15 protein-coding genes and 4 pseudogenes are annotated in these 19,331 nt (G+C 42.7%); 7 read left to right on the top strand and 12 right to left on the bottom strand.

Annotated features, from left to right (window positions below):
• Nucleotides 1-300 precede the first annotated feature (300 nt).
• Nucleotides 301-741, top strand: coding sequence for a pentapeptide repeat-containing protein (locus tag LC574_RS01540; protein WP_229451181.1), 441 nt, complete (start codon nt 301-303; stop codon nt 739-741).
• Nucleotides 742-1,024: 283 nt separating this feature from the next.
• Here the strand turns inward: LC574_RS01540 and LC574_RS01535 are convergent, their stop codons facing one another.
• The 3 genes and pseudogenes from LC574_RS01535 to LC574_RS01525 form a co-directional block, all read right to left on the bottom strand.
• Entirely contained in the window at nt 1,025-2,233 is a 1,209-nt protein-coding gene (locus LC574_RS01535; RefSeq protein WP_229451180.1) for a 4-hydroxy-3-methylbut-2-enyl diphosphate reductase, read from the bottom strand.
• 117 nt (nt 2,234-2,350) lie between these two features.
• Nucleotides 2,351-3,184, bottom strand: a complete 834-nt coding sequence (locus tag LC574_RS01530; protein ID WP_229451179.1) for an SGNH/GDSL hydrolase family protein — start codon at nt 3,182-3,184, stop codon at nt 2,351-2,353.
• Nucleotides 3,185-3,369: 185 nt separating this feature from the next.
• Nucleotides 3,370-4,245, bottom strand: a pseudogene (locus tag LC574_RS01525) (ammonium transporter); the annotation flags it as partial.
• A gap of 215 nt (nt 4,246-4,460) precedes the next feature.
• On the opposite strand from LC574_RS01525, the gene LC574_RS37695 reads away from it, so the two are divergent.
• A complete protein-coding gene (locus LC574_RS37695) occupies nt 4,461-4,583 on the top strand; it encodes a hypothetical protein (protein WP_267871357.1) in 123 nt (40 codons plus the stop codon).
• A 5-nt stretch (nt 4,584-4,588) separates the two neighbouring features.
• On the opposite strand, the pseudogene LC574_RS01520 reads toward LC574_RS37695, so the two are convergent.
• Nucleotides 4,589-4,714 (bottom strand): annotated as a pseudogene (locus tag LC574_RS01520) (hypothetical protein); the annotation flags it as partial.
• 67 nt (nt 4,715-4,781) lie between these two features.
• Entirely contained in the window at nt 4,782-5,090 is a 309-nt protein-coding gene (locus tag LC574_RS01515; protein ID WP_229451183.1) for a hypothetical protein, read from the bottom strand.
• Between LC574_RS01515 and LC574_RS01510 the strand changes: the two genes are divergently transcribed.
• Nucleotides 5,020-9,693 (top strand): GAF domain-containing protein, encoded by a 4,674-nt coding sequence (locus LC574_RS01510; protein WP_229451177.1) that lies wholly within the window; start codon nt 5,020-5,022, stop codon nt 9,691-9,693. The two genes, LC574_RS01515 and LC574_RS01510, sit on opposite strands and share 71 nt — an antisense overlap.
• 346 nt (nt 9,694-10,039) lie before the next feature.
• Here the strand turns inward: LC574_RS01510 and LC574_RS01505 are convergent, their stop codons facing one another.
• Together LC574_RS01505 and LC574_RS01500 are read right to left on the bottom strand one after the other, a co-directional pair.
• A complete protein-coding gene (locus LC574_RS01505; protein ID WP_229451176.1) occupies nt 10,040-10,678 on the bottom strand; it encodes a ThiF family adenylyltransferase in 639 nt (212 codons plus the stop codon).
• Nucleotides 10,679-10,683: 5 nt separating this feature from the next.
• Nucleotides 10,684-11,517, bottom strand: a complete 834-nt coding sequence (locus LC574_RS01500; RefSeq protein WP_229451175.1) for a hypothetical protein — start codon at nt 11,515-11,517, stop codon at nt 10,684-10,686.
• A 68-nt stretch (nt 11,518-11,585) separates the two neighbouring features.
• Here LC574_RS01500 and LC574_RS01495 point away from each other — a divergent pair, with 68 nt between their 5' ends.
• Nucleotides 11,586-11,966 (top strand): hypothetical protein, encoded by a 381-nt coding sequence (locus LC574_RS01495; protein WP_229451174.1) that lies wholly within the window; start codon nt 11,586-11,588, stop codon nt 11,964-11,966.
• Nucleotides 11,967-12,353: 387 nt separating this feature from the next.
• A complete protein-coding gene (locus LC574_RS01490; protein ID WP_229451182.1) occupies nt 12,354-12,656 on the top strand; it encodes a hypothetical protein in 303 nt (100 codons plus the stop codon).
• A 51-nt stretch (nt 12,657-12,707) separates the two neighbouring features.
• Here the strand turns inward: LC574_RS01490 and LC574_RS01485 are convergent, their stop codons facing one another.
• Both LC574_RS01485 and LC574_RS01480 read right to left on the bottom strand, forming a co-directional pair.
• Nucleotides 12,708-14,141, bottom strand: a complete 1,434-nt coding sequence (locus LC574_RS01485) for a VWA domain-containing protein (protein WP_229451173.1) — start codon at nt 14,139-14,141, stop codon at nt 12,708-12,710.
• 1,033 nt (nt 14,142-15,174) lie between these two features.
• Nucleotides 15,175-15,375, bottom strand: a complete 201-nt coding sequence (locus LC574_RS01480) for a hypothetical protein (RefSeq protein ID WP_229451172.1) — start codon at nt 15,373-15,375, stop codon at nt 15,175-15,177.
• Nucleotides 15,376-15,446: 71 nt separating this feature from the next.
• On the opposite strand from LC574_RS01480, the gene LC574_RS01475 reads away from it, so the two are divergent.
• Nucleotides 15,447-15,608 (top strand): hypothetical protein, encoded by a 162-nt coding sequence (locus LC574_RS01475; protein WP_229451171.1) that lies wholly within the window; start codon nt 15,447-15,449, stop codon nt 15,606-15,608.
• Nucleotides 15,609-15,692: 84 nt separating this feature from the next.
• On the opposite strand, the gene LC574_RS01470 is transcribed toward LC574_RS01475, so the two are convergent.
• The 3 genes and pseudogenes from LC574_RS01470 to LC574_RS01460 form a co-directional block, all read right to left on the bottom strand.
• Nucleotides 15,693-15,836, bottom strand: a complete 144-nt coding sequence (locus LC574_RS01470; protein ID WP_229451170.1) for a hypothetical protein — start codon at nt 15,834-15,836, stop codon at nt 15,693-15,695.
• 480 nt (nt 15,837-16,316) lie between these two features.
• Nucleotides 16,317-17,039 (bottom strand): cyclase family protein, encoded by a 723-nt coding sequence (locus tag LC574_RS01465; protein ID WP_229451169.1) that lies wholly within the window; start codon nt 17,037-17,039, stop codon nt 16,317-16,319.
• 706 nt (nt 17,040-17,745) lie between these two features.
• Nucleotides 17,746-17,979 (bottom strand): annotated as a pseudogene (locus LC574_RS01460) (sensor histidine kinase); the annotation flags it as partial.
• 274 nt (nt 17,980-18,253) lie between these two features.
• Here LC574_RS01460 and LC574_RS01455 point away from each other — a divergent pair.
• A pseudogene (locus LC574_RS01455) lies at nt 18,254-19,331 on the top strand (dynamin family protein); the annotation flags it as partial.

Genomic DNA, 19,331 nt, shown 5'->3' with positions numbered 1-19,331 from the left:
CAATGAGCAATGCTGTGCCCCTACAGCATGGTCTATTTACGATCGCAGGATAATTAAGAAAAGCCTGAAAACTTCCTATTTTAGGTAATGCACATCACGATGCATTTCTACAGTGCGTAAGTCCTAATTACTAACAATCTTTTAATTTTAGTCCCATCGGACTAGCTTAGAGAAGAATACCTATTCTCATAGAAATTATATATTCCTCCGATCGCATGAGTACAGAATTCTGTAATCTTGGCACACTGATATCGTAGAAGTTTAAAAATTTCATGACTTCTAGAAGTGTCGGAGGTAAATATGAAACGAATTTTTTTGACGGCAGCAGCCTTACTCAGCACGCTATCTTTAGCTGCTCCCCTTCCCGTCAAAGCAGAAAACTCCGCCCCTGTCCGGCGCTTGCTGGAAACTAGAGAATGTTCTGGATGTAATTTAACAGGAGCAAACCTCAAAGGCGCTCACCTAATAGGTGTTGACCTCAGAAATGCAAATTTAAAAGGGGCTAATCTCGAAGGTGCTAACTTAGAAGGTGCTGATTTAACTGGTGCAAATTTGAAGTCTGCTAATCTTACAAAAGCATTCGTCAGCGATACTATCTTAAATAATGCTAATCTCACCAACGTTAATTTGAGTAATTCCCATTTATATAATAGTGACGTAGATGGCGCTGTTATGGCCAATATTGATTTAAGTGGTGCTGATGTATTTAATACTGCCATTAGCATTGGTGGTGAATACTAATGGTGAGTAATGATTTTAAAGTGATGAGTTAAGAGGGTGTTTGAAAAGCTATATATATTTGTTACCCAAAGTGCAGAGCTATTTCGTTCTAAACATAAACCGCCCAGAACTAAAGTTCACAGGCTTTTAGCTTAAGTCCACTTAAGTGGACTAAAAACCTTTTTTAGTCGTCTTTAGACGACTTTTGTTATTAGCCTCAGAATTTATTCTGAGGCGGGCTAGATGAGAATGAAATAGCCCTAGTATTTTATGTTTAATTAGGTTGCTATACACCCCCTAAAATTTAAACTACTGCTGCTGTTGCCTTGACTGCAAAAATTTTCTCAATCACATCTTCTACTACCTTATCTGGCGTGGAAGCACCAGAAGTAATTCCCACAACAATTTCTCCATCTGGCAACCAGTTTTCTGTAGTTATTAACTGCCCATTTAATTGCCGATGTTCTATGGAATATCCTGATTGAATCCGTTCAACAGTATCAATATGATAAGAAGGAATTCCCCTTTCAAAAGCAATTTGTTGCAATTGAGTAGTATTCGATGAATTAAACCCACCAATTACTACCATCAAATCTAAATTTTGTTCCACTAACTCCAACATGGCATTTTGCCGTTCTTGGGTAGCGTCACAAATGGTGTTAAAGCTTTGGAAATGTTGATTTAACTCGGTGGGGCCATACTTTTGCAACATAGTCCGCTCAAAAAGCTTGCCGATTTGCTCAGTTTCGCCTTTAAGCATCGTGGTTTGGTTAGCAATACCAACTCTTGCTAAATCTTGATCGGGGTCAAATCCTGCTGAACAAGCTTTAGCAAATTTTGTCAGAAATTCTTCACGGTTCCCACCATTGATAATATAGTCAGCAACATATTCTGCTTCTTGCAAATTCAACACAATTAAATACTTGCCAGCAAAAGAACTAGTAGCAACTGTTTCCTCGTGCTTATATTTACCGTGAATTATTGATGTATAATCGATTTTTTTGTGCTTTTCTACTGTATTCCAAACTTTAGATACCCAAGGGCAAGTTGTATCAACAATTTTGCAGCCTTTATCGTGAAGTATCTGCATTTCTTGAACGCTAGCCCCAAAAGCGGGTAATATGACTACATCACCAGTTCCCACAACAGAAAAGTCTTTATTCTTTCCTTCAATGGGAATAAATTCTACTTCCATCTCCTGCATACGCTGATTTACAGAAGGGTTGTGGATAATCTCGTTAGTAATCCAGATGTGTTCTGTAGGGAAGTGCTGGCGGGTTTCGTAGGCCATTGCCACAGCGCGTTCTACACCCCAGCAAAAGCCAAAGGCTTGTGCTAGTCGGATTGTCACATCACCCCGTTGTAGAGTGTAATTGCGATCGCGAATTTCCTGAATCAAATTACTCTGATACTCAGACTGCAACTGGGTGGCAACTTCTGCTTGATGACCAAACCCTTTACGATTGTAATTTTCTGAATGTTGCAGGCTGCGCTTAAAAGCTTTTGTATCCATTAGATTTGTCTACTTAAACACTATTTCTTATTTTCTCGCGCCCAGACGCGATTTATACAAAGTTGTATTCAAAGATATTACTTCTTTTTGTCTTTTACCCTTTTTCACCAAAGGAGGTTAACGCTGGGGTTTTAATTCGATATCGCTATAAATCTGCAATGCAGAACGCCAAACTATATAGCCTTCAGGACTTAAATGTAAGCCATCAGTAGTAAATTCACGGCGGAGATTACCTTGTTTGTTGGTAAACAGGGGATATAAATCGAGATATTTAACACCTTTTTTGTTACAAATACTTTGCAGTTGCTGATTTAACTCACGAATGCGACTATTGGTAACAGCCAGAAGTTTATCTCGTCCTTTCCAGGTTGTTTCCTCTGCCCCATGTGGCAAAATCGATTGGACAACAATTTGCGCTGTGGGATGCGTCTTTCGTAGGTAATTGATAATTTGCCGCTGATTATTTAAAATTACCCTGTCGCTCATCCCCCAAATTAGGTCATTAATGCCAATCATCACAAAAATCACCTCTGGCTGGGTGCGGTCAAATATCTTTAATCTTTTCAAGAGTCCATTGCTGGTTTCGCCAGAAATTCCTTGATTGAGCCAATTTTTACCTTCGGGTAATAACTCAGGCGGAAACCACAAACTCAAAGAATCTCCCACCAGGATGCTTAAATGCAAAGGACGTTGATCTGCGGCTACCTTGGCTTCTTGAATAAGGATGTCTACCCACTGCTGGTAAGTGAGTTGGTGACGACGACCTAAATCAGGTGTAGCAATTTCAGGTGAGTTGTTCAGGCTGATTTGTTCTGGGGATGTTATTATCCCAAAAAAAGCGGACAATCTCTGCTGTTGCCAAATTAGCAGGATGACCGCCAACATTAGGATGCCGTTGGTTAACAGCGAGAAAAATGCCCAGATAGGAAAGGTTTTTGCAGATGTAGACACGACTAGCGAAATTTACCAATTATTTGAATCAAATTTTAACGCTAGCGATCGCAAATCACACAATCTTAAAGTGGGGAGTGGGGAATGGGGAGTGGGGAGTGGGGAGTGGGGGAGAATAATAACTCCTAACTCCTAACTCCTAACTCCTAACTCCTAACTCCTAACTCCTAACTCCTAACTCCCTACTAAGTGGGACGATCACCAAACTCGGAATTGTAACCTTCTTCACCGTGTTCGTTGATATCCAAACCTTGATATTCAGCTTCCTCTTTGACTCGCAGCCCGACTGTAGCATCGATAACCTTGAGAATAATCCACGTACCAACACCTGCGATCGCATAGGCAACGGCAATTGCTACTAGCTGAACTCCCAATTCACCCAAATTACCACGTAGCACTCCGTCTTTACCTGCTCCGTTGACTTGAGTTGTGGCAAAGATGGCCGTTAAAATTGCTCCCACTGTTCCACCAACGCCATGCACGGGAAAGGTATCTAAAGCATCGTCAATTTGTAGCTTGTGCTTAAAACTAATCGCATAGAAGCAAACAAAGGCGGTGATGAAACCAATTAAAATCGCTGATAGCGGTGTGACAAATCCGGCTGCGGGAGTGATGCCAACTAAACCAGCAACGGCTCCTGTAGCCGCTCCCACGACGGTTGGTTTACCCCGTAAAACCGCTTCCAAAATTAGCCACATTAAAGTCGCCGCCGCCGCAGATGTATTAGTGGCGACAAAGGCTGTTGTTGCCACATTTGTGACTAAATCACCAGAAGTTCCACTAGCAATAGATAGGGCACTCCCAGCGTTGAAGCCGAACCAACCAAACCACAGCAAGCCAGCACCCAGCAAAATGAAGGGAACGTTGTGCGGTGGGCTAAGGCGATCGGGATGGGTTTTCCGACGCCCAAGGACGATCGCTGCTACCAGGGCAGAAACGCCAGAACTAATATGAACTACTGTACCACCTGCAAAGTCGAGAGCACCCAATCCACCAGCCAAACCTAAGAATCCACCTTTCGCCCATACCATGTGTGCCAGGGGGGCGTAAACAAAAGTTGACCTTGTAAATTATTGTCAGTCACTTTGATCAGAGAATTTAGCCAAATATGTCATGATTTTTCTTGATATCTCCTGCATACATGCGTAGATATCCAGATGACTGATTCTTACAGGTTAGTTGCCAAAAAATCTTTGCAATTTTGGATGAGGTTATTATCCCTTTAAAAGAGAAGACTATAAAAAACTCCACCCACAAGGGGATGGAGTTTTTGGGCATGGGGAATCGGGCATGGGGCATGGGAAGAAACTACCAATGCCCTATGCCCTATGCCCCAAGCGACGGGGCGACTATCCCGGAACACCCACGAGGGGATGGAGTTTCCCGTCGCTTTCAATAAAAAGCTAAAGCAGTTCCCCCCAAGATGCCCCACCAGAACGGCTTACCTTCGCGCAACCACAACCAAATCAGGTAGCCGCCCCCGATTTCAAATAAACCAGCCCACAAAAAATACAGTAGGGACTTAATCATTTAACAAATTTTTAATAAGGTCGAACTCAGTGAAATTACGCTAACGCTTTTAACTAAAGTGTTGTCATTAATTAAAGTAAGTTTGTTGAACTGGGCATTGGGCATTTGGCACTTGTACTGAGCGAAGTCGAAGTATTGGGCATTGGGCATGGGGCATTGGGCATTGGGCGTGGGGCAGAGGGGAAAAAGCTAATTTTTTATTCTTCCCCTTGCCCCCTGCCTGCCCTGCCTGCCCTGCCTCCCCTGCTCCCCTGCTCCCCTGCCTCCCCTGCCCCTCTGCCCCCCCATGTAGATAAGGCTCAAGGATGAAAGCACCATTACCTGATAACGAAGCACAGAGAATTGAGACGCTTTTGGAGTATAAGATTCTCGACACACCATCTGAAGCAGCTTTTGACGACCTCACCCGTTTAGCCTCGTATATTTGTCAGACTCCTATTGCTTTAATTAGCTTAATTGATACAAATCGTCAGTGGTTCAAGTCAAAAGTCGGAATGGAAGCCCTAGAAACACATCGAGATTTGGCATTCTGTGCCCATGCTATTCTACAGTCTGATGTTTTAGTTGTGCCTGATGCAACAGATGACGAAAGGTTCGCCAGCAACCCACTGGTAACATCTGACCCAAATATTCGGTTTTATGCTGGTGTACCTCTGACTAATCCTGAGGGATATGCGCTAGGAACTCTATGTGTGATTGACTACGTACCACGAGAACTGAATCCAGAACAAGTGGAGGCATTACGAACCTTAGCTCGTCAAGTCATCAAACAACTGGAATTACGCCGAAATTTAGCAAGTTTGGTACTTGTGACCAAGAAAAGCAAACAGGCGCAGAGGGTACGCAAGCAATTTTTCAAAAAGATTGCAGCAGGTTTTGGTTTAGCGTCGGCAATTTTAGTTCTGATTGGTGTAGTTTCTTATCAAAATACAAGAGTATCTACTAATAATCGCAGTATAGTAAAAAACATTTATCAAAAAATCAACAGTCTAGAAAAACTACAGTACCAGATAAAGGATGCTGAGACTGGACAAAGTAGTTACATCTTCACTGGAAAACAAATTTATCTCAAACCTTATCAAGCAGCACTTGGTAACGTCGAGCAAGAAATTGCCAACCTGAAGAGTTTGACAGCAAATCAACCGAATCAACAAAAGCAAATTGCAACGCTTGAATTTCTAATAACGGCTAAATTTACTGAACTAAAACAGACTATTGACTTGCGCCAAAACAAGGGATTAGAGGCGGCATTGCAAGTACTAGTGAGAAATGATCGACAAAATCTCATGGATGATATCCGCAAGGCGATCAATGAGATGGAAAACGAGGAAAGGGGACGACTCCAACAGCAGTTACAAGCAAAAAAAGCCACTAGTCGCAACACAATTCTGACACTTGCGATCGCCATTTGCCTAAGTTTTATCGTTCTTGCTGTACTCTACTTCATCTATCGTGAGGTCATTGAGCGCAAAAGGACAGAAGAAGCCTTAAACCAAGAACGCAACTTTATCTCAGCAGTCTTGGATACAGCCAGCGCCTTAGTAATAGTTGCCGACTCCCAAGGAAAAATTGTTCGCTTCAATCAAGCTTGTGAGCAAATAACCGGTTACTCCTTCGATGAGGTGAGGGGTAGGTATTTCTGGAACTTGTTCTTACTTCCTGAAGAGGTGGAGTCAGTCAAAGCAGTTTTTGAGCAATTGCTAACTGGTAGAGGCTTCCTAGAACACGAAAACTATTGGGTAATGAAGGATGGCAGCCGCCGACTGATTGCCTGGTCGAATACCTTCTTAAAAGACTATGAAGGATCAGTGGAATATATTGTTGGCACTGGCATTGACATCACCGATCACAAACGGGTACAACAGCATTTAACTGCACAATATGTTGCAACTCGCGTTTTAGCAGAGTCCGCCACGATTAGCGAAGCTATTCGCCAAACCCTGCAAGGCATTTGCGAGAGTTTGGCATGGGATTTGGGTGAAATTTGGATGGTGGATGAGCAAGCAAATGTGCTACGTTTTCTCGATATGTGGCATAAAGCATCCCTTGAGGTGCAAGAGTTTGCAGCACTGAATCGGCAAACCACCTTTGCACCAGGAATTGGCCTACCTGGCCGGGTTTGGGCTAGTTCTGAACCTGTTTGGATCGCTGATATCGTTAAAGAACTCAGTTTCTCCCGCTTCAAAATCAGCGATCAAGTACAACTACACGCAGCTTTTGGTTTTCCGATCCGCAGTGGTAACAAAATCCTTGGTGTGATTACCTGCTTCAACCGTCAGATCCAACCGCCTGACCAAGATTTGATCAAAACGATGAATTCTATCGGTGAGCAAGTGGGGCAATTTATCCAGCGTAAACAGGCTGAAGAAGAAGTACAACGGCAAAACTTGCGATCGCAATTATTTACCGAAATCACCCTCAAGATTCGCCAGTCTTTGCAAATCGAAGAAATTCTCCAAATCACTGTGGAGGAGGTACAAAGAATTCTCCAGACTGACCGAGTTTTAATCTATCAGGTTTTGCCAGATGAATCTGCACCCACCGTTATTGAAGCAGTAGTTTCTGGCTTACCAACAATCAAAGAGCAAAACATCAGCGCCCCCTACTTTCGAGCCGAATATCTACAGCAGTACTATCTACAGCAGTACCGTCAAGGACAGATTTTAGGGCTAGCTAACTTTGATCTGCCAGAAGTCGAACAAAACCATCTAGAATTAATCCAACATTTTGGGGTCAAAGTCAATTTGGTTGTGCCCATTCTTGTCAAAGAAGAACTTCGTGGTTTGCTCATAGTTCATCAGTGTGACGATTCCCACCACTGGTCTAGCTTTGAAACTGATCTTTTGCGGCAAATAGCCGACCAAGTAGGTATTGCCTTAGCCCAAGCTCAACTATTAGCAGCAGAAACTCGTCAGCGACAAGAACTTGAAATTGCCCGTCGCCAAGCCGAATTAGCTTCTCAGGCTAAAAGCGCCTTTTTGGCAAATATCAGTCATGAAATTCGCACTCCGATGAACGCTGTATTGGGCATGACCAGTTTGGTGTTAGATACTCCCTTAGACCCAGAACAGCGAGATTTTATTGAAACAATTCGTAGTAGTGGAGACGCCCTTTTAAGTTTAATCAACGAAATTTTGGATCTTTCCAAACTTGAGGCTGGAGAGATGGCTCTCGAAACTCTAGATTTTGACCTATCCACTTGTCTGGAAGAAGTGGTGGAATTATTGGCTCCCTCAGCCCATAACAAGGGATTAGAAATTGCCGCACTGATTGAGCATAACGTCCCCACCCACCTCAAAGGAGATGCTGGTAGGCTGCGGCAAATTCTCATGAACTTAATTAGCAACGCTATCAAGTTCACTGATGCTGGGGAAGTATTAGTGCAAGCCGAATTGCGTTCGCTTACCTCTACTACAGCCACCATTCATTTTGCGATCGCAGATACAGGTCTTGGCATTAGCCTTGAAGACCAACGCAAACTCTTTATGCCATTTACCCAAGTGGATGCTTCGACCACTCGCAAGTATGGTGGTACTGGTTTGGGATTAGCCATCTGTAAACAACTGGTGACTTTGATGGGAGGAGTAATTGGGGTAGAAAGTCAGATGGGGAAAGGATCTAAGTTTTGGTTTGAGGTGCTTTTTACAAAGCTTGTTGAGCCTGTTTTGCCAAAATGCGATGGCGGACTTTTAAATAATCGCCGCTTGTTATTGGTGGATAACAACGCTACTAATTACAAAATTATCTCCCATCAAGCTAGTCATTGGGGAATGCAGATAGATAAAGCTGACAGTATTGCTACTGCCCTTAAAGTTATTCAGTCAGCTTATGAGCAGGGGAAATCTTATGATGTTGCCTTGGTTGATATAAAAAATGACATGACAATAGAAGAACAAATTAAAGCCAATTCTGTAATTGCTGAAATACCTTTGATTCTGCTCACCTCTACTAATCAACGGGATGAAGTGCAGCAGACGCTCAAAATCGGATTTGCTGCTTATTTGGTCAAACCTATTAAGCCATCACGACTCCTCGATGCCATTATGAATATTTTAAAAACTCAGTCGGAATCAGAACAAGGGGCTAAAGGCTCAAGGCTTTGGCTAACTGAAGAAATCCAGAGTCCAGAAACTTCAGGCATTCTTACCTCCTCTTCCCCTAACCCCGCTACTAAATCTAAGTTAAGAATTCTCTTAGCTGAAGATAATTTGGTAAATCAGAAAGTAGCCTTGAAGCAACTTGAGAGTTTGGGCTACAAAGCCGATGTCGTAGCAAATGGCAAGGAAGTTTTGCAGCTATTAGAAAAAATTCCTTACGATTTGATTCTAATGGATTGCCAAATGCCAATTCTCGACGGTTTAGAAACCACAAAAGAAATTCATCGTTGGCAAGAGGATACTTTTGCTCTGCGTCGTCGTCCTGTGGTGATTGCGATGACCGCTAATGCGATGAAAGAAGATCACCAAATGTGTCTCGATGCCGGAATGGATGACTATCTGAGTAAGCCAGTGTTTAAAGAAAAATTGGCTGCAACCCTAGAGCATTGGACAGGTGTGATTCTTTCAAAACAAGAGGCAGTTGTGTATGAGCAGACAGTTAGCACTGGTTTAGCAATTGATTGGGAACACTTGCATCGGATATCGGGAAATGATACAGAATTTGAATTAAGTCTATTGCAAGTATGCGTTGAAGATATTGAACCCCGTTTAGAGATAATTAAAGCAGCGATCGCATATAATGACTTTGGACAAATTGCGCGAGAAGCTCATCATCTTAAAGGTGCTAGTGCCAACATTGGAGCCACAGCTATGTACCTAGCAGCTGACAAACTAGAACGATTGGCTTACCATCAAGACCTTAGAGATACTACTAACTTAATTTTAGAGTTAAAAGAATTTGTTAACTGCATTGAAAATTTTTTAATCAGAAACCAGGTAACAAATCGCACCTTGTTACCAATCAAAAATGATCGAGTATAAACCCCCAATTAAGAGGATGTTTTAAAAGTTTTGGGCGAATATAATTCGCTACTACACAAAGCTTAGTCCACCTCCGTGGACTAATATCATGTCCGGCTAAATACTTGTCATTACGAACGCAGCGATAGCGGAGTGAAGTAATCGCAGAGTCATTGTGATTGCTTCGCTCCACTTCGTTGCACTCGCAATGACATATCATAAGCAATTTGCCGGACATGATATAACACAAAATCAAGGATTTCAAACCCACGGAGGTGGGTAAAGTCTCGTGTAGACGCGATTTCCAATCGCCCAGGTGAGTAACATATTAGACTTTTCAAACAACCTCTAAGAGCGTCTACGCAACCTACAAAAACAAAGATTCAACAGTCAGATCCTTTAGGGTAATGGTGAAATTACGTTGTTCTGCTGTTGCAATGAATGAAACGATCGCTTCACACGCCACAGCTACGGTTAACATTACCAGATTTCGTGTCAGGGGATAATCACAGACATCATCATTAACCTCGGAAGGAACGCGATAAACCTCATTCCAAATCACTTCTGCATAATCGGCCGATAGCCCAGCATGAAGACAAGGAATGCTTAGTTGTTTAGCATAATCTTTCACTGTCTGACGTGCCACACTATTGTCAAAGACATCGACAATTAGCTGGCTGTCTTTGAGTAGTTGGGTTGTATTTACTGATGTCAACTCCTTTGTTTTAGCATCAACTTTAGTACCAATTGCTCGATATAAATTGTTCGCTAAAATTTTCGCTTTGAACGCTCCAACATCAGAACGGTAGTAAGGCTGAGTCGAAAGGTTACGCTCCTCAATGCGATCGCGATCGATCACTGTAAGTTTATCAAAACCAGACCGAGCTAAGTTTTCCGCAATGTTAGCTCCTAATGCTCCAGCGCCACAAATTGTTACAGGATAATTTTTTAGCTTTGCCATCACAGCATTGCTGCGGTAAAGCTGTTCGTGAAAAAAGATGCTCATTGTTCTCACCACTCTTGTTGTTCCATTACACCTACTAAGGATTGCAAATCAAAATCGCGATCGCGTCCACTCAGACAAATGCCAGAACTGACAACAGTCAAGTCAGTTTTTGCGATCGCACTACTATGGCGAATACCATCAGCAGTTGTCCAATCAACTGTCCAATAATCGCCGCGATCGTGGAATTGATTTAATTCACCGCCACCCATCCGCAATGCCTTTTTTAGTCGCTTTTCATCCTGTTGGGGTTGAGTAAAGCCTTCAATGCGCCGAATTGCTAATTGATACACTGTGCGGATTTCTGGAGTGATGCCCTTAAACTGCAATTCCTCAGCAGGAGTGAGTTGCTTGACGGCAGATTGCAGAGTTTCAGAAATTGCCAGATCGGTACGGTGATCAACTTCCTCAAACCAACAAGACTGTCCATTCCAACGGGCAATAATTTGCTCAAAGGCAATACCCTCGGTAACTAAGTGGATTGCGATCGGCTTAACTATCTTCAACCGTTGACGCACATCTGCTTCATTTACAGGGTATGCTAACCATGTTTGTTTCAGCAGTTGGTGTGCTAACCGCAGTCGTATTTGGGGAAAGTGTTGTAGGTATTCTGCAATTTGGGGTAAGTCTGCTTCTTCTACAACCGTTGCTGTTTTCTGATCCACAGCCTGAAAGATGCCCCAACCTTCAAATTTACTAGGCTTTGGCGTGAAGGTGTAAATCATCCCGGCTACCCTTGTGCGAACTCGTCCACCTTTGACACAGGGTGCAAGGAATTGGGTGGTATATAAGTGTGCTTGTGCGATCGCAATTTGGTTGATTAGCTTACGGATGTCAGCCATAACTTATCCATGATTTACTTGTAATTTTGAATTTTGAATTTTGAATTTTGAATTCGGAGCGAAGCGACGTGACTACCCAAATACAACAAATATCAGAATCCCGCAAAAAGTTAGCATCTGCTTACCGTGCAGTTTACGCAATTGGAGTTTTGAGTATTTTTCTAAGCATAATATTCTTTGTTGTTGGTAATCGATTCCCTGATTATCTAATATTGGGAATTGGTTTTTTATTTTTTGCTTTACTCTATCTAGTTCTAGGTTTTTTTGTACAACGTAAATCAAAAATTGCACTAGGTATTGCAGTAGGATTGATGTCGTTAAATGTGTTAACTGGCATTTACAATATGATTCAAACTGGTAAACCGTTTGGCTTGATTCTTCCCATGATATTTCTAGGTCAGACTATAGAAGGATTTAAAGCTATAGAAGTATTAAAATCAAAAACTTGAAGTTAATTTTAATTTTGTTAATCAATAGCCTCCTACTTATAGGACTCCTATTTGATTTTTGAAATACACGTAGGGTGGGCTTTGCCCACCAAAACCCGGATATGGTGGGCAAAGCCCACCCTACATTACTAGAGGGACATCTGAGGGTTAGAAGAACGAACCGCGAAGACGCGAAGTACACGAAGGAAGAGGTAAAAGAGAGAAATTTAAAAACTGATTTACCCATCAAAATTAATGCGATAGACCACTAGTATGTAGGCTCCACGAGTTGGGACACGCAGGATATATACTACATTACACTACAATAAAAACTTGTTACTTTCCAGATTGCAAGAAATGGGCTAGTCCTATTTACCTATAATTTTCGTTAATGAGTCTTTGATACTCGTGAATGAGTCTTTGAACTCCGTTAATGAGTCTTTGAACTCCGTGAATGAGTCTTTAAACTCCGTTAATGAGTCTTTGATACTCGTGAATGAGTCTTTGAACTCCGTTAATGAGTCTTTGAACTCCGTGAATGAGTCTTTGATACTCGTGAATGAGTCTTTGATACTCGTGAATGAGTCTTTGAACTCCATTAATGAGTCTTTGAACTCCATTAATGAGTCTTTGAACTCCATTAATGAGTCTTTGAACTCCATTAATGAGTCTTTGAACTCCGTTAATGAGTCTTTGATACTCGCCGAGTAAATAAATATGGTGCATTATGCCAAAGGCTAACGCACCCTTGTATTTTAGAACTTACTTATCATCTCGCACGGGCAACGGCATATCTAGAATCTCCATCAGCAAATCCAGACGAGAGGGGCGCGTTAGCAGTGGGACGATATTCGGCAAACTGTAGTAATCACCCGCGAAAGTGAACGTATCTACAGGTGCTTGCTGCTGCTTCAGTTGACTTTCTACCCAGTTGTAATGACCACCCACACGGACAATCACCACATTGGGCATTATCGCCAACTCCCGGCAGTAGTTCTTGTAGACTTCACCGAAGTAAGGAGCTGCATTTTCGCCCTCATCCGTCACTAGGATAATCTGGTCAACTACCTGCTTTCTCTTCCGCATTGCTTCCAATGCACAGCCGATGCTAGTACCACCGCCTGCTTTGATGTGCTGAAAAGCACGCTCCCAGTCGGTCAACTCCTTGCCCTTTGCCGTAACAGGATACGGAATGGTATCGAAAGCGTAGACAAACAGTTCTGCCTGAGTGATACCAGAAATTAGGGCAGCGAGTTGCAAACCCGTCGCGATCGCATTCTCCATTGAGCCGGACTTGTCCACCAGTAAGGCGGTTGGACGAGCGATCGCACCGCGCCGCTTCACTTGCTCGTTTGTCACCTTTTCCAGTCGAGCAACGGTGTCTGCGTCAAAATCTGCGGCGTCTGTTGCAATCTGTGCTTTGAATGCTGAGACACGCGTACTTTTAGACGCTTCTTCCAGCTTGGAATCAATCAGCTTCTTAACTTCTGGGTGATCCATTGCACCCCTAGTCTGGAGAGACTTGAGGTTGTTGATCGCTTCTTGTGGAGACATGCTGTTGATTAACGCCACCAAGACAACAGGTGTGAGTTGCTTGATCGCACCAATGGCGATCATATATGGAATTTTGAACTCCACAATCAGCCGTGCCTGTTCTGTGGCATTTTCTGCCTTAGCAAGCTGCTTCAGTACATTTGCTAAGGAACCTTCTGGAGGAGTATCGCCAAACAGAATCGCATTTGCTCGCTCATTTGGCTTGATGTGCAGTGAAGCATATAAGTGCTTCATTGCCTTACGACCTCGCAAAGCAGCGCGATCAAACAGAGCCGGATTGCTCTCTCGTACCTTCAAGTAACGCCGTACCGCAGTCCGAGCCGAACGAGGCAGCTTGTTTTGCTGCTGCTTCATGAAGTCCACAACACGAGCCACTTGATAGGGTGGAAACTCTTGGAGCATCATAAATCCAGCATCCCGGTGTTCAGTTAAATTGCTAGTTAACAAGTAAGCAAGAAACACTTCTTTGTGGTCGCGGACATCACCATGACGCTGATACCAGACTGCCAGATGTCCGTAGAAGATGGGATCGAGTTCAACAATTAACTGATGAATTTCTGTGACTTGCTCAAGTTTACGGTGAGGAGTTGTGAGCAAACTGTTGAGCATTTCCAAACGCAGGTCACGTTCTGCGGTATCCATTATGAACCTCCTTTAAGAATTTTGGATTTTGGATTTATGATTTTGGATTGCAATCGAAAATCCAAAATCTAAAATCTAAAATTGAAGGAGGCAGATGTTGCACGCGAGGTGATATCACCGCGCAAGTTGTAGAAGCATTGTGTATAACTTGTGCAAAATTATGTAAGCTTCTGCGATCGGGGCGCGGCAACAACTGCCGATAAATTCAAATTTATATATAGCAGACTTCATTAATATGTGAAATTCTCTGTCTTTTTTCTTCACCTTCGTGTCCTTTGCATTCTACCCTGCGAGAAGCCGCTTTGCGTCTATGCGGTTCCTTTAAAAAAAGTAATTTTCGCAACTCAAATAAAATGGCTATAGCAGTCATAATCTTAGTTGGAAGTTTTTATTTTTAAACGAACCACGTTGGCGAACGCGAGTGCGTGTCGCAGACAAGCCTCTCGAAGAGAAGACACGAACGCGAATGCGTCTGGTAGAGAAGGACACAAAGAAAAGACTGAAAGAGAAGTTGTCATCAATCATTAATGAAATAAGATCACCTCGTGCAAGTCGAAAAAGCTGTTGATTCACACACGGGATTTGAACCCGTAGTTGCTTGATCTAGAGTCAAGTGCCTGTTCCAATTCGGCTAGTATGTAAGCTTCTCCAGTTAGGGCACGAAGTGAAAATTTTAGTTTTGAGAAAGTTGATTGAAAATAAATCGATTTCAATTATTTAAATTCCGCACAAGTTAGCAAAGCAGTTTTCACAGTTGCCTATACCAATTTGGCTACGCTCCCTTTAATGGAAGCGGCAGGAATCGAACCTGCATTCCGTTGCCGGAGTATGTGTAGGCTTCACAAGTTAGGGCGCGGAATAAAACTATGCAGTTAGAAATGAAGCAAAGGCTTATGTTTTAAACTTTCTTACCTTCTGCTTTGAAAGTGCTAAGTTATAAGTTCCGAGTGAATAATTAAAAGTGATGAGTCAAAGAAACTAATTTATTCAAAACTCCTAACTCCTAACTCCTAACTCCTAACTCCTAAGCACTTTAACCATAGACAGCTTCAGGACGGACGATAAAATCACCACTGGGACGGCGATCAATTACGTAAGCAGAAAGGCGATCGCTATTTACATCTAAATGCCGAGCAACGCGCTCCTTCACTGCCACATCATTCATCCCTGCTGCAATTCCTAGTTGTGTTTTTGCGACATCAATAGAACGTCCTTCAAATCGAATATGAACCATTGCAATCACCTCTTTTTTAATTACGAATTGATATTAGTGGATCTGATCGGGATTGAACCGATACCCTCCCTATGAGAGTTACACTCACACCTCGTGCGAGTCGAAAAAGCTGTGGTAACACCGCAGGAATTGAACCTACACTTATCGTTTTAGAGACGATCGCTCTACCATTGAGCAAGTATGTAAGCTTTTTCTGTCAGGGCACAAGTAATATCCGGGAACTCTACCATTAGAGCTACAGACCCAAGGAAAGCATAATTGCGATGCTATTATTCAGGGGATGTCACTCAACTTATCAAGTCAGCATCTACACAACTTTAACCGAAGTAGAGTCTAGTGGAGCCGTCGGGAATTGAACCCGAATCCTGCAACCGTCCGTTTGTTGGTTTCGGAGCAGTCGAACACCAATCGCGGCCCCAAAAGTGGGTACTACCGAAGGAAGTTGCTAAACTAATCCCCAAAAACTAGCATCTATGCAATTGTCAAGGTTCCGAGAGGTTTTAGTTTTGCCTTTTGTTGTCGTCTTTTTTCTTGATACTACAAATGTAATATATAACTTACATCTTGTCAAGGGGATACTACAAATTTCGCATTCCGATGCGAGTCATTTAGATTTTGTTGTTGCGAAAGTTCCTATTAATAAGGGTTATACGATTTCACTGTAATAATGATACAAATACGCTCTTTTGGGGCAAGGCGCAATGCCCATTGGTGTCAACTTAACGTGAAACCCTTGTCAAAACGTGATATTGAGTTCATTCATTTACCATTACTCACCGCATCACCCCACCCCGGTTTTGTCTAAAGCCAAAACCGCCTGTACTAAGTTTGCTTGCTTTCTAGGTTCTCCTCAAGTTTAGGAAATTGGCGTGATAGAAATATCGATATGAAAAACTCCACGCCACTTGCGGGATGGAGTTTCCCGCCGCTTTCGATAAAAATTAAGGCACTAACGCTAACACCCCCACAGGAGAACCAGAACCACCACGCAACCTGAGAATGCCGATCGCTAGAGTAGTACCTTTCGGTGGCAGTTGATCCAAATTGGTGAGATTCTCCAATACAATGCGCGGTTTCTCCAACACCAAGTGGTTAATAGCAAAACTGTTATCCTGTCCGGGATCGACACCATGAGTATCAATTCCTACCCCCGCTATTTGCCGTTCATCCAGTAATAATTGAGTCGCATCGCTGCCAAACCCCGGAAAGTGAGCAATTCCTTGAGAATCATGATTTAGGAATGCACTTTTATCAAACCACTTTTTTTGCCAGCCAGTATTCAGTATAACTACGCAACCAGGATAAATTTCACCGTATTCTTCTTCCCAAGCCAGAACATCAGCAATAGTCAGGGCATAATCAGGATTAACTGCTGTGGCTTGGCGAATATCTATGACCACCGCAGGTACAACCAAAGACTGGGCAGGGTATTGGTCAATTCCCACAGCATAACTATGAAAACTGTTAGGGGCGTTGATATGAGTAGCGCTATGTTCCCCCAAGGAGAAACGTCGCAGGTAATAGCTATCATTATTCAGTTCAGCCACAGTTTCAAATTCTACTGAAGGGTCGCCAGACCATTGGGGAATATCTATGTCAATTACATGACTTAGGTGGATAACGCGTGTGTAGGTGATACTATTCTGACTTTGGGGTTGTATCATAATTCTAGGACTTACGCATTGACAAGAAATACCAAATATGGATTAAGGTTAAAAACCATATCTTTCGTAGGGGCACAGCATTGCTCATACGTGTCAACTTAACGTAAAAGCCATGTCCCGCAAGGAACTTCAGTTCCTTGCTAATAGCGGAAGTCATCTCTTGATGACTAAATATAGCAAAAAATCTTTAGTCTACTTCAGTAGACTTTAGCTAAAAGCCAAAGAACTTTAGTTCGAGGCGGGTGAGTCAGCCAACAGTTAAGCTATTTATAGCTTAAGTTGACACCAATGAGCAAAGTTTAGCCCCTACAGCATGGTCTATTACGATCGCAGGATAATTAAGAAAAGCCTGAAAACTTCCTATTTTAGGTAATGCACATCACGATGCATTTCTACAGTGCGTAAGTCCTAAATTCTTCTCTCCCCCTGCTTCTCTTCCTGAACTGCCTCAACCAAGAAATATCCTGAACCGAATGGTATTGGGGCTACACCTACGCAAAGATAATACTACCATTACAACGTTTTTTAAACGATTCAACTGCAACATTTCTACTCCTACTTCTCTGTATTAGAAGAAATAATCCCCCAATTCCTATAGATTTCAGGTTGTTGGGGGGTTAAAATGTTGCAGCAAAAAGTGAATTAATCTTAGTTAACAACTAATAGATTAACCTTTAATTAAATCTTGATTAAAGTTGCGTAATATCTACGAATCGGGTTGCTGCTTGAATGGAATCACGATCGCAAACTCGGCACCTTCTCCTGGTGCTGAAATACACTGGATTTGCCCGCCATGTTTTTTTACAACAATTTGGTCACTAATTGATAACCCCATGCCCGTGCCTTTACCCACAGGTTTCGTAGTAAAGAAGGGGTCAAATACGCGTTTGCGTACTTCCTCAGTCATGCCCGGGCCATTGTCGGCAATGCCAATGATTACATGGTCATTAAGGAGTTTCTAGTCAATTTTTGGTATAAAACTCTACTATATTCATTCTGGCTCCTGAATTCTGACTTCTGAATTCTTCATCAATTTTCCAATTCAAACCCGATTTCTCAAAATTGTCTTGACCGTTCAAAACGCCTCATCCCAAAATCGCAAATTAAATGAGAGAAATGCTAAATGTGATATCAACACGTTGCAACAATGGCTGGTAATCGCATTTTATATGTTATAAAGCTCACAGAAATTAATGTTAGGCGGAAACTACTTTATGGAACCAGATAAACTGGGCCGTTTTAAGGAGTACGGCGAATTCATCCTCCGAAAGATAGATTCTGTGCCCCAGTACCCTTCTAAACAAGAAGATTGGGTTCCAGCTAGTCTTGACGACTGTCTCCTGCGTCTGCGGTCAGCTGCCCAGAAAACTGTAGACCTTGCTACTTCACCTGTGAAAATTGGGGTGATGGGGGAATTCAGTAGTGGGAAAACTTTACTTTTAGGCAGTCTAATTGGATATGCTGATGCTTTGCCAGTCAGCGAAAACCCCACTACAGGTAATGTTACCGCCATACACATCATACCGCAAGATGACTTTGCCACTACACAATTAAGTAATTTTACTGTAGATTATCTTTCTCATGAAGGAGTACATGAGTGTCTACGCTTCATGATAGGGGAAGCCAATAAACGGACAACAGCAGCAGGGCTTCCTCCTATACCAGTATCGAAACTCAATTCTGGCACAGATATTATTGGCTGGTGTGAAGAAGCATGGAATAGCAGTAACAATTTAGAGCTACGTTATTTACTCCGGGAGTTGGTATTATTCCTGCGGGCTTATCAAGCTTATGGTGAAGTTATGTGTGGTGAGCGTTACCAAATTGATGCTACCACCGCCCGCGAGGGGCTACAGCTAGTCGAACAGCCAATGGCAATCCAAACGCTGAAATTTGAGGATTTACCCCCAGCGCATATCCGATTACCGAGTCCACCCCAGAGGCTACCAACGAAGTTATTGCAAAACAGCTTCCCACTTATCCGCCGCGTGGATATTGATGTAAAAATATCACGGGAAATTTGGGATTTTACAGGCGCAGCCAAATTTATTCTCATCGACTTTCCGGGATTGGGGGCTGCTAATTCAGGGGCTAGAGATACCTTTTTGTCGCTGCGAGAATTGGCAGAAGTACAAACAATTTTGGTATTGTTAAATGGTAAATCTCCTGGGAGCGATCGCGCCAATAAAATCTTCACGATGATGCAGCAGCAGCGACCGGGACAAGACCTGAAAGATTTAATTCTCGTAGGTGTAGGTCGCTTCGATCAACTACCCCTAGACAACGAGGGTG

Origin of the sequence: Nostoc sp. CHAB 5715, from assembly GCF_020829685.1 — a bacterium.
In the GTDB taxonomy this organism is placed as follows: domain Bacteria; phylum Cyanobacteriota; class Cyanobacteriia; order Cyanobacteriales; family Nostocaceae; genus Nostoc.
This window is presented reverse-complemented; position numbering and strand designations above follow the sequence as displayed.

What these genes read in the sequence shown, in the direction of transcription:
- LC574_RS01505 (WP_229451176.1), bottom strand. Translation starts at nt 10,678, where the DNA reads ATGAGCATCTTTTTTCACGAACAGCTTTACCGCAGCAATGCTGTGATG.
- LC574_RS01480 (WP_229451172.1), bottom strand. Translation starts at nt 15,375, where the DNA reads ATGGTTCATATTCGATTTGAAGGACGTTCTATTGATGTCGCAAAAACA.
- LC574_RS01475 (WP_229451171.1), top strand. Translation starts at nt 15,447, where the DNA reads ATGAGAGTTACACTCACACCTCGTGCGAGTCGAAAAAGCTGTGGTAAC.
- LC574_RS01535 (WP_229451180.1), bottom strand. Translation starts at nt 2,233, where the DNA reads ATGGATACAAAAGCTTTTAAGCGCAGCCTGCAACATTCAGAAAATTAC.
- LC574_RS37695 (WP_267871357.1), top strand. Translation starts at nt 4,461, where the DNA reads ATGGGGAATCGGGCATGGGGCATGGGAAGAAACTACCAATGCCCTATG.
- LC574_RS01510 (WP_229451177.1), top strand. Translation starts at nt 5,020, where the DNA reads ATGAAAGCACCATTACCTGATAACGAAGCACAGAGAATTGAGACGCTT.
- LC574_RS01485 (WP_229451173.1), bottom strand. Translation starts at nt 14,141, where the DNA reads ATGGATACCGCAGAACGTGACCTGCGTTTGGAAATGCTCAACAGTTTG.
- LC574_RS01500 (WP_229451175.1), bottom strand. Translation starts at nt 11,517, where the DNA reads ATGGCTGACATCCGTAAGCTAATCAACCAAATTGCGATCGCACAAGCA.
- LC574_RS01540 (WP_229451181.1), top strand. Translation starts at nt 301, where the DNA reads ATGAAACGAATTTTTTTGACGGCAGCAGCCTTACTCAGCACGCTATCT.
- LC574_RS01465 (WP_229451169.1), bottom strand. Translation starts at nt 17,039, where the DNA reads ATGATACAACCCCAAAGTCAGAATAGTATCACCTACACACGCGTTATC.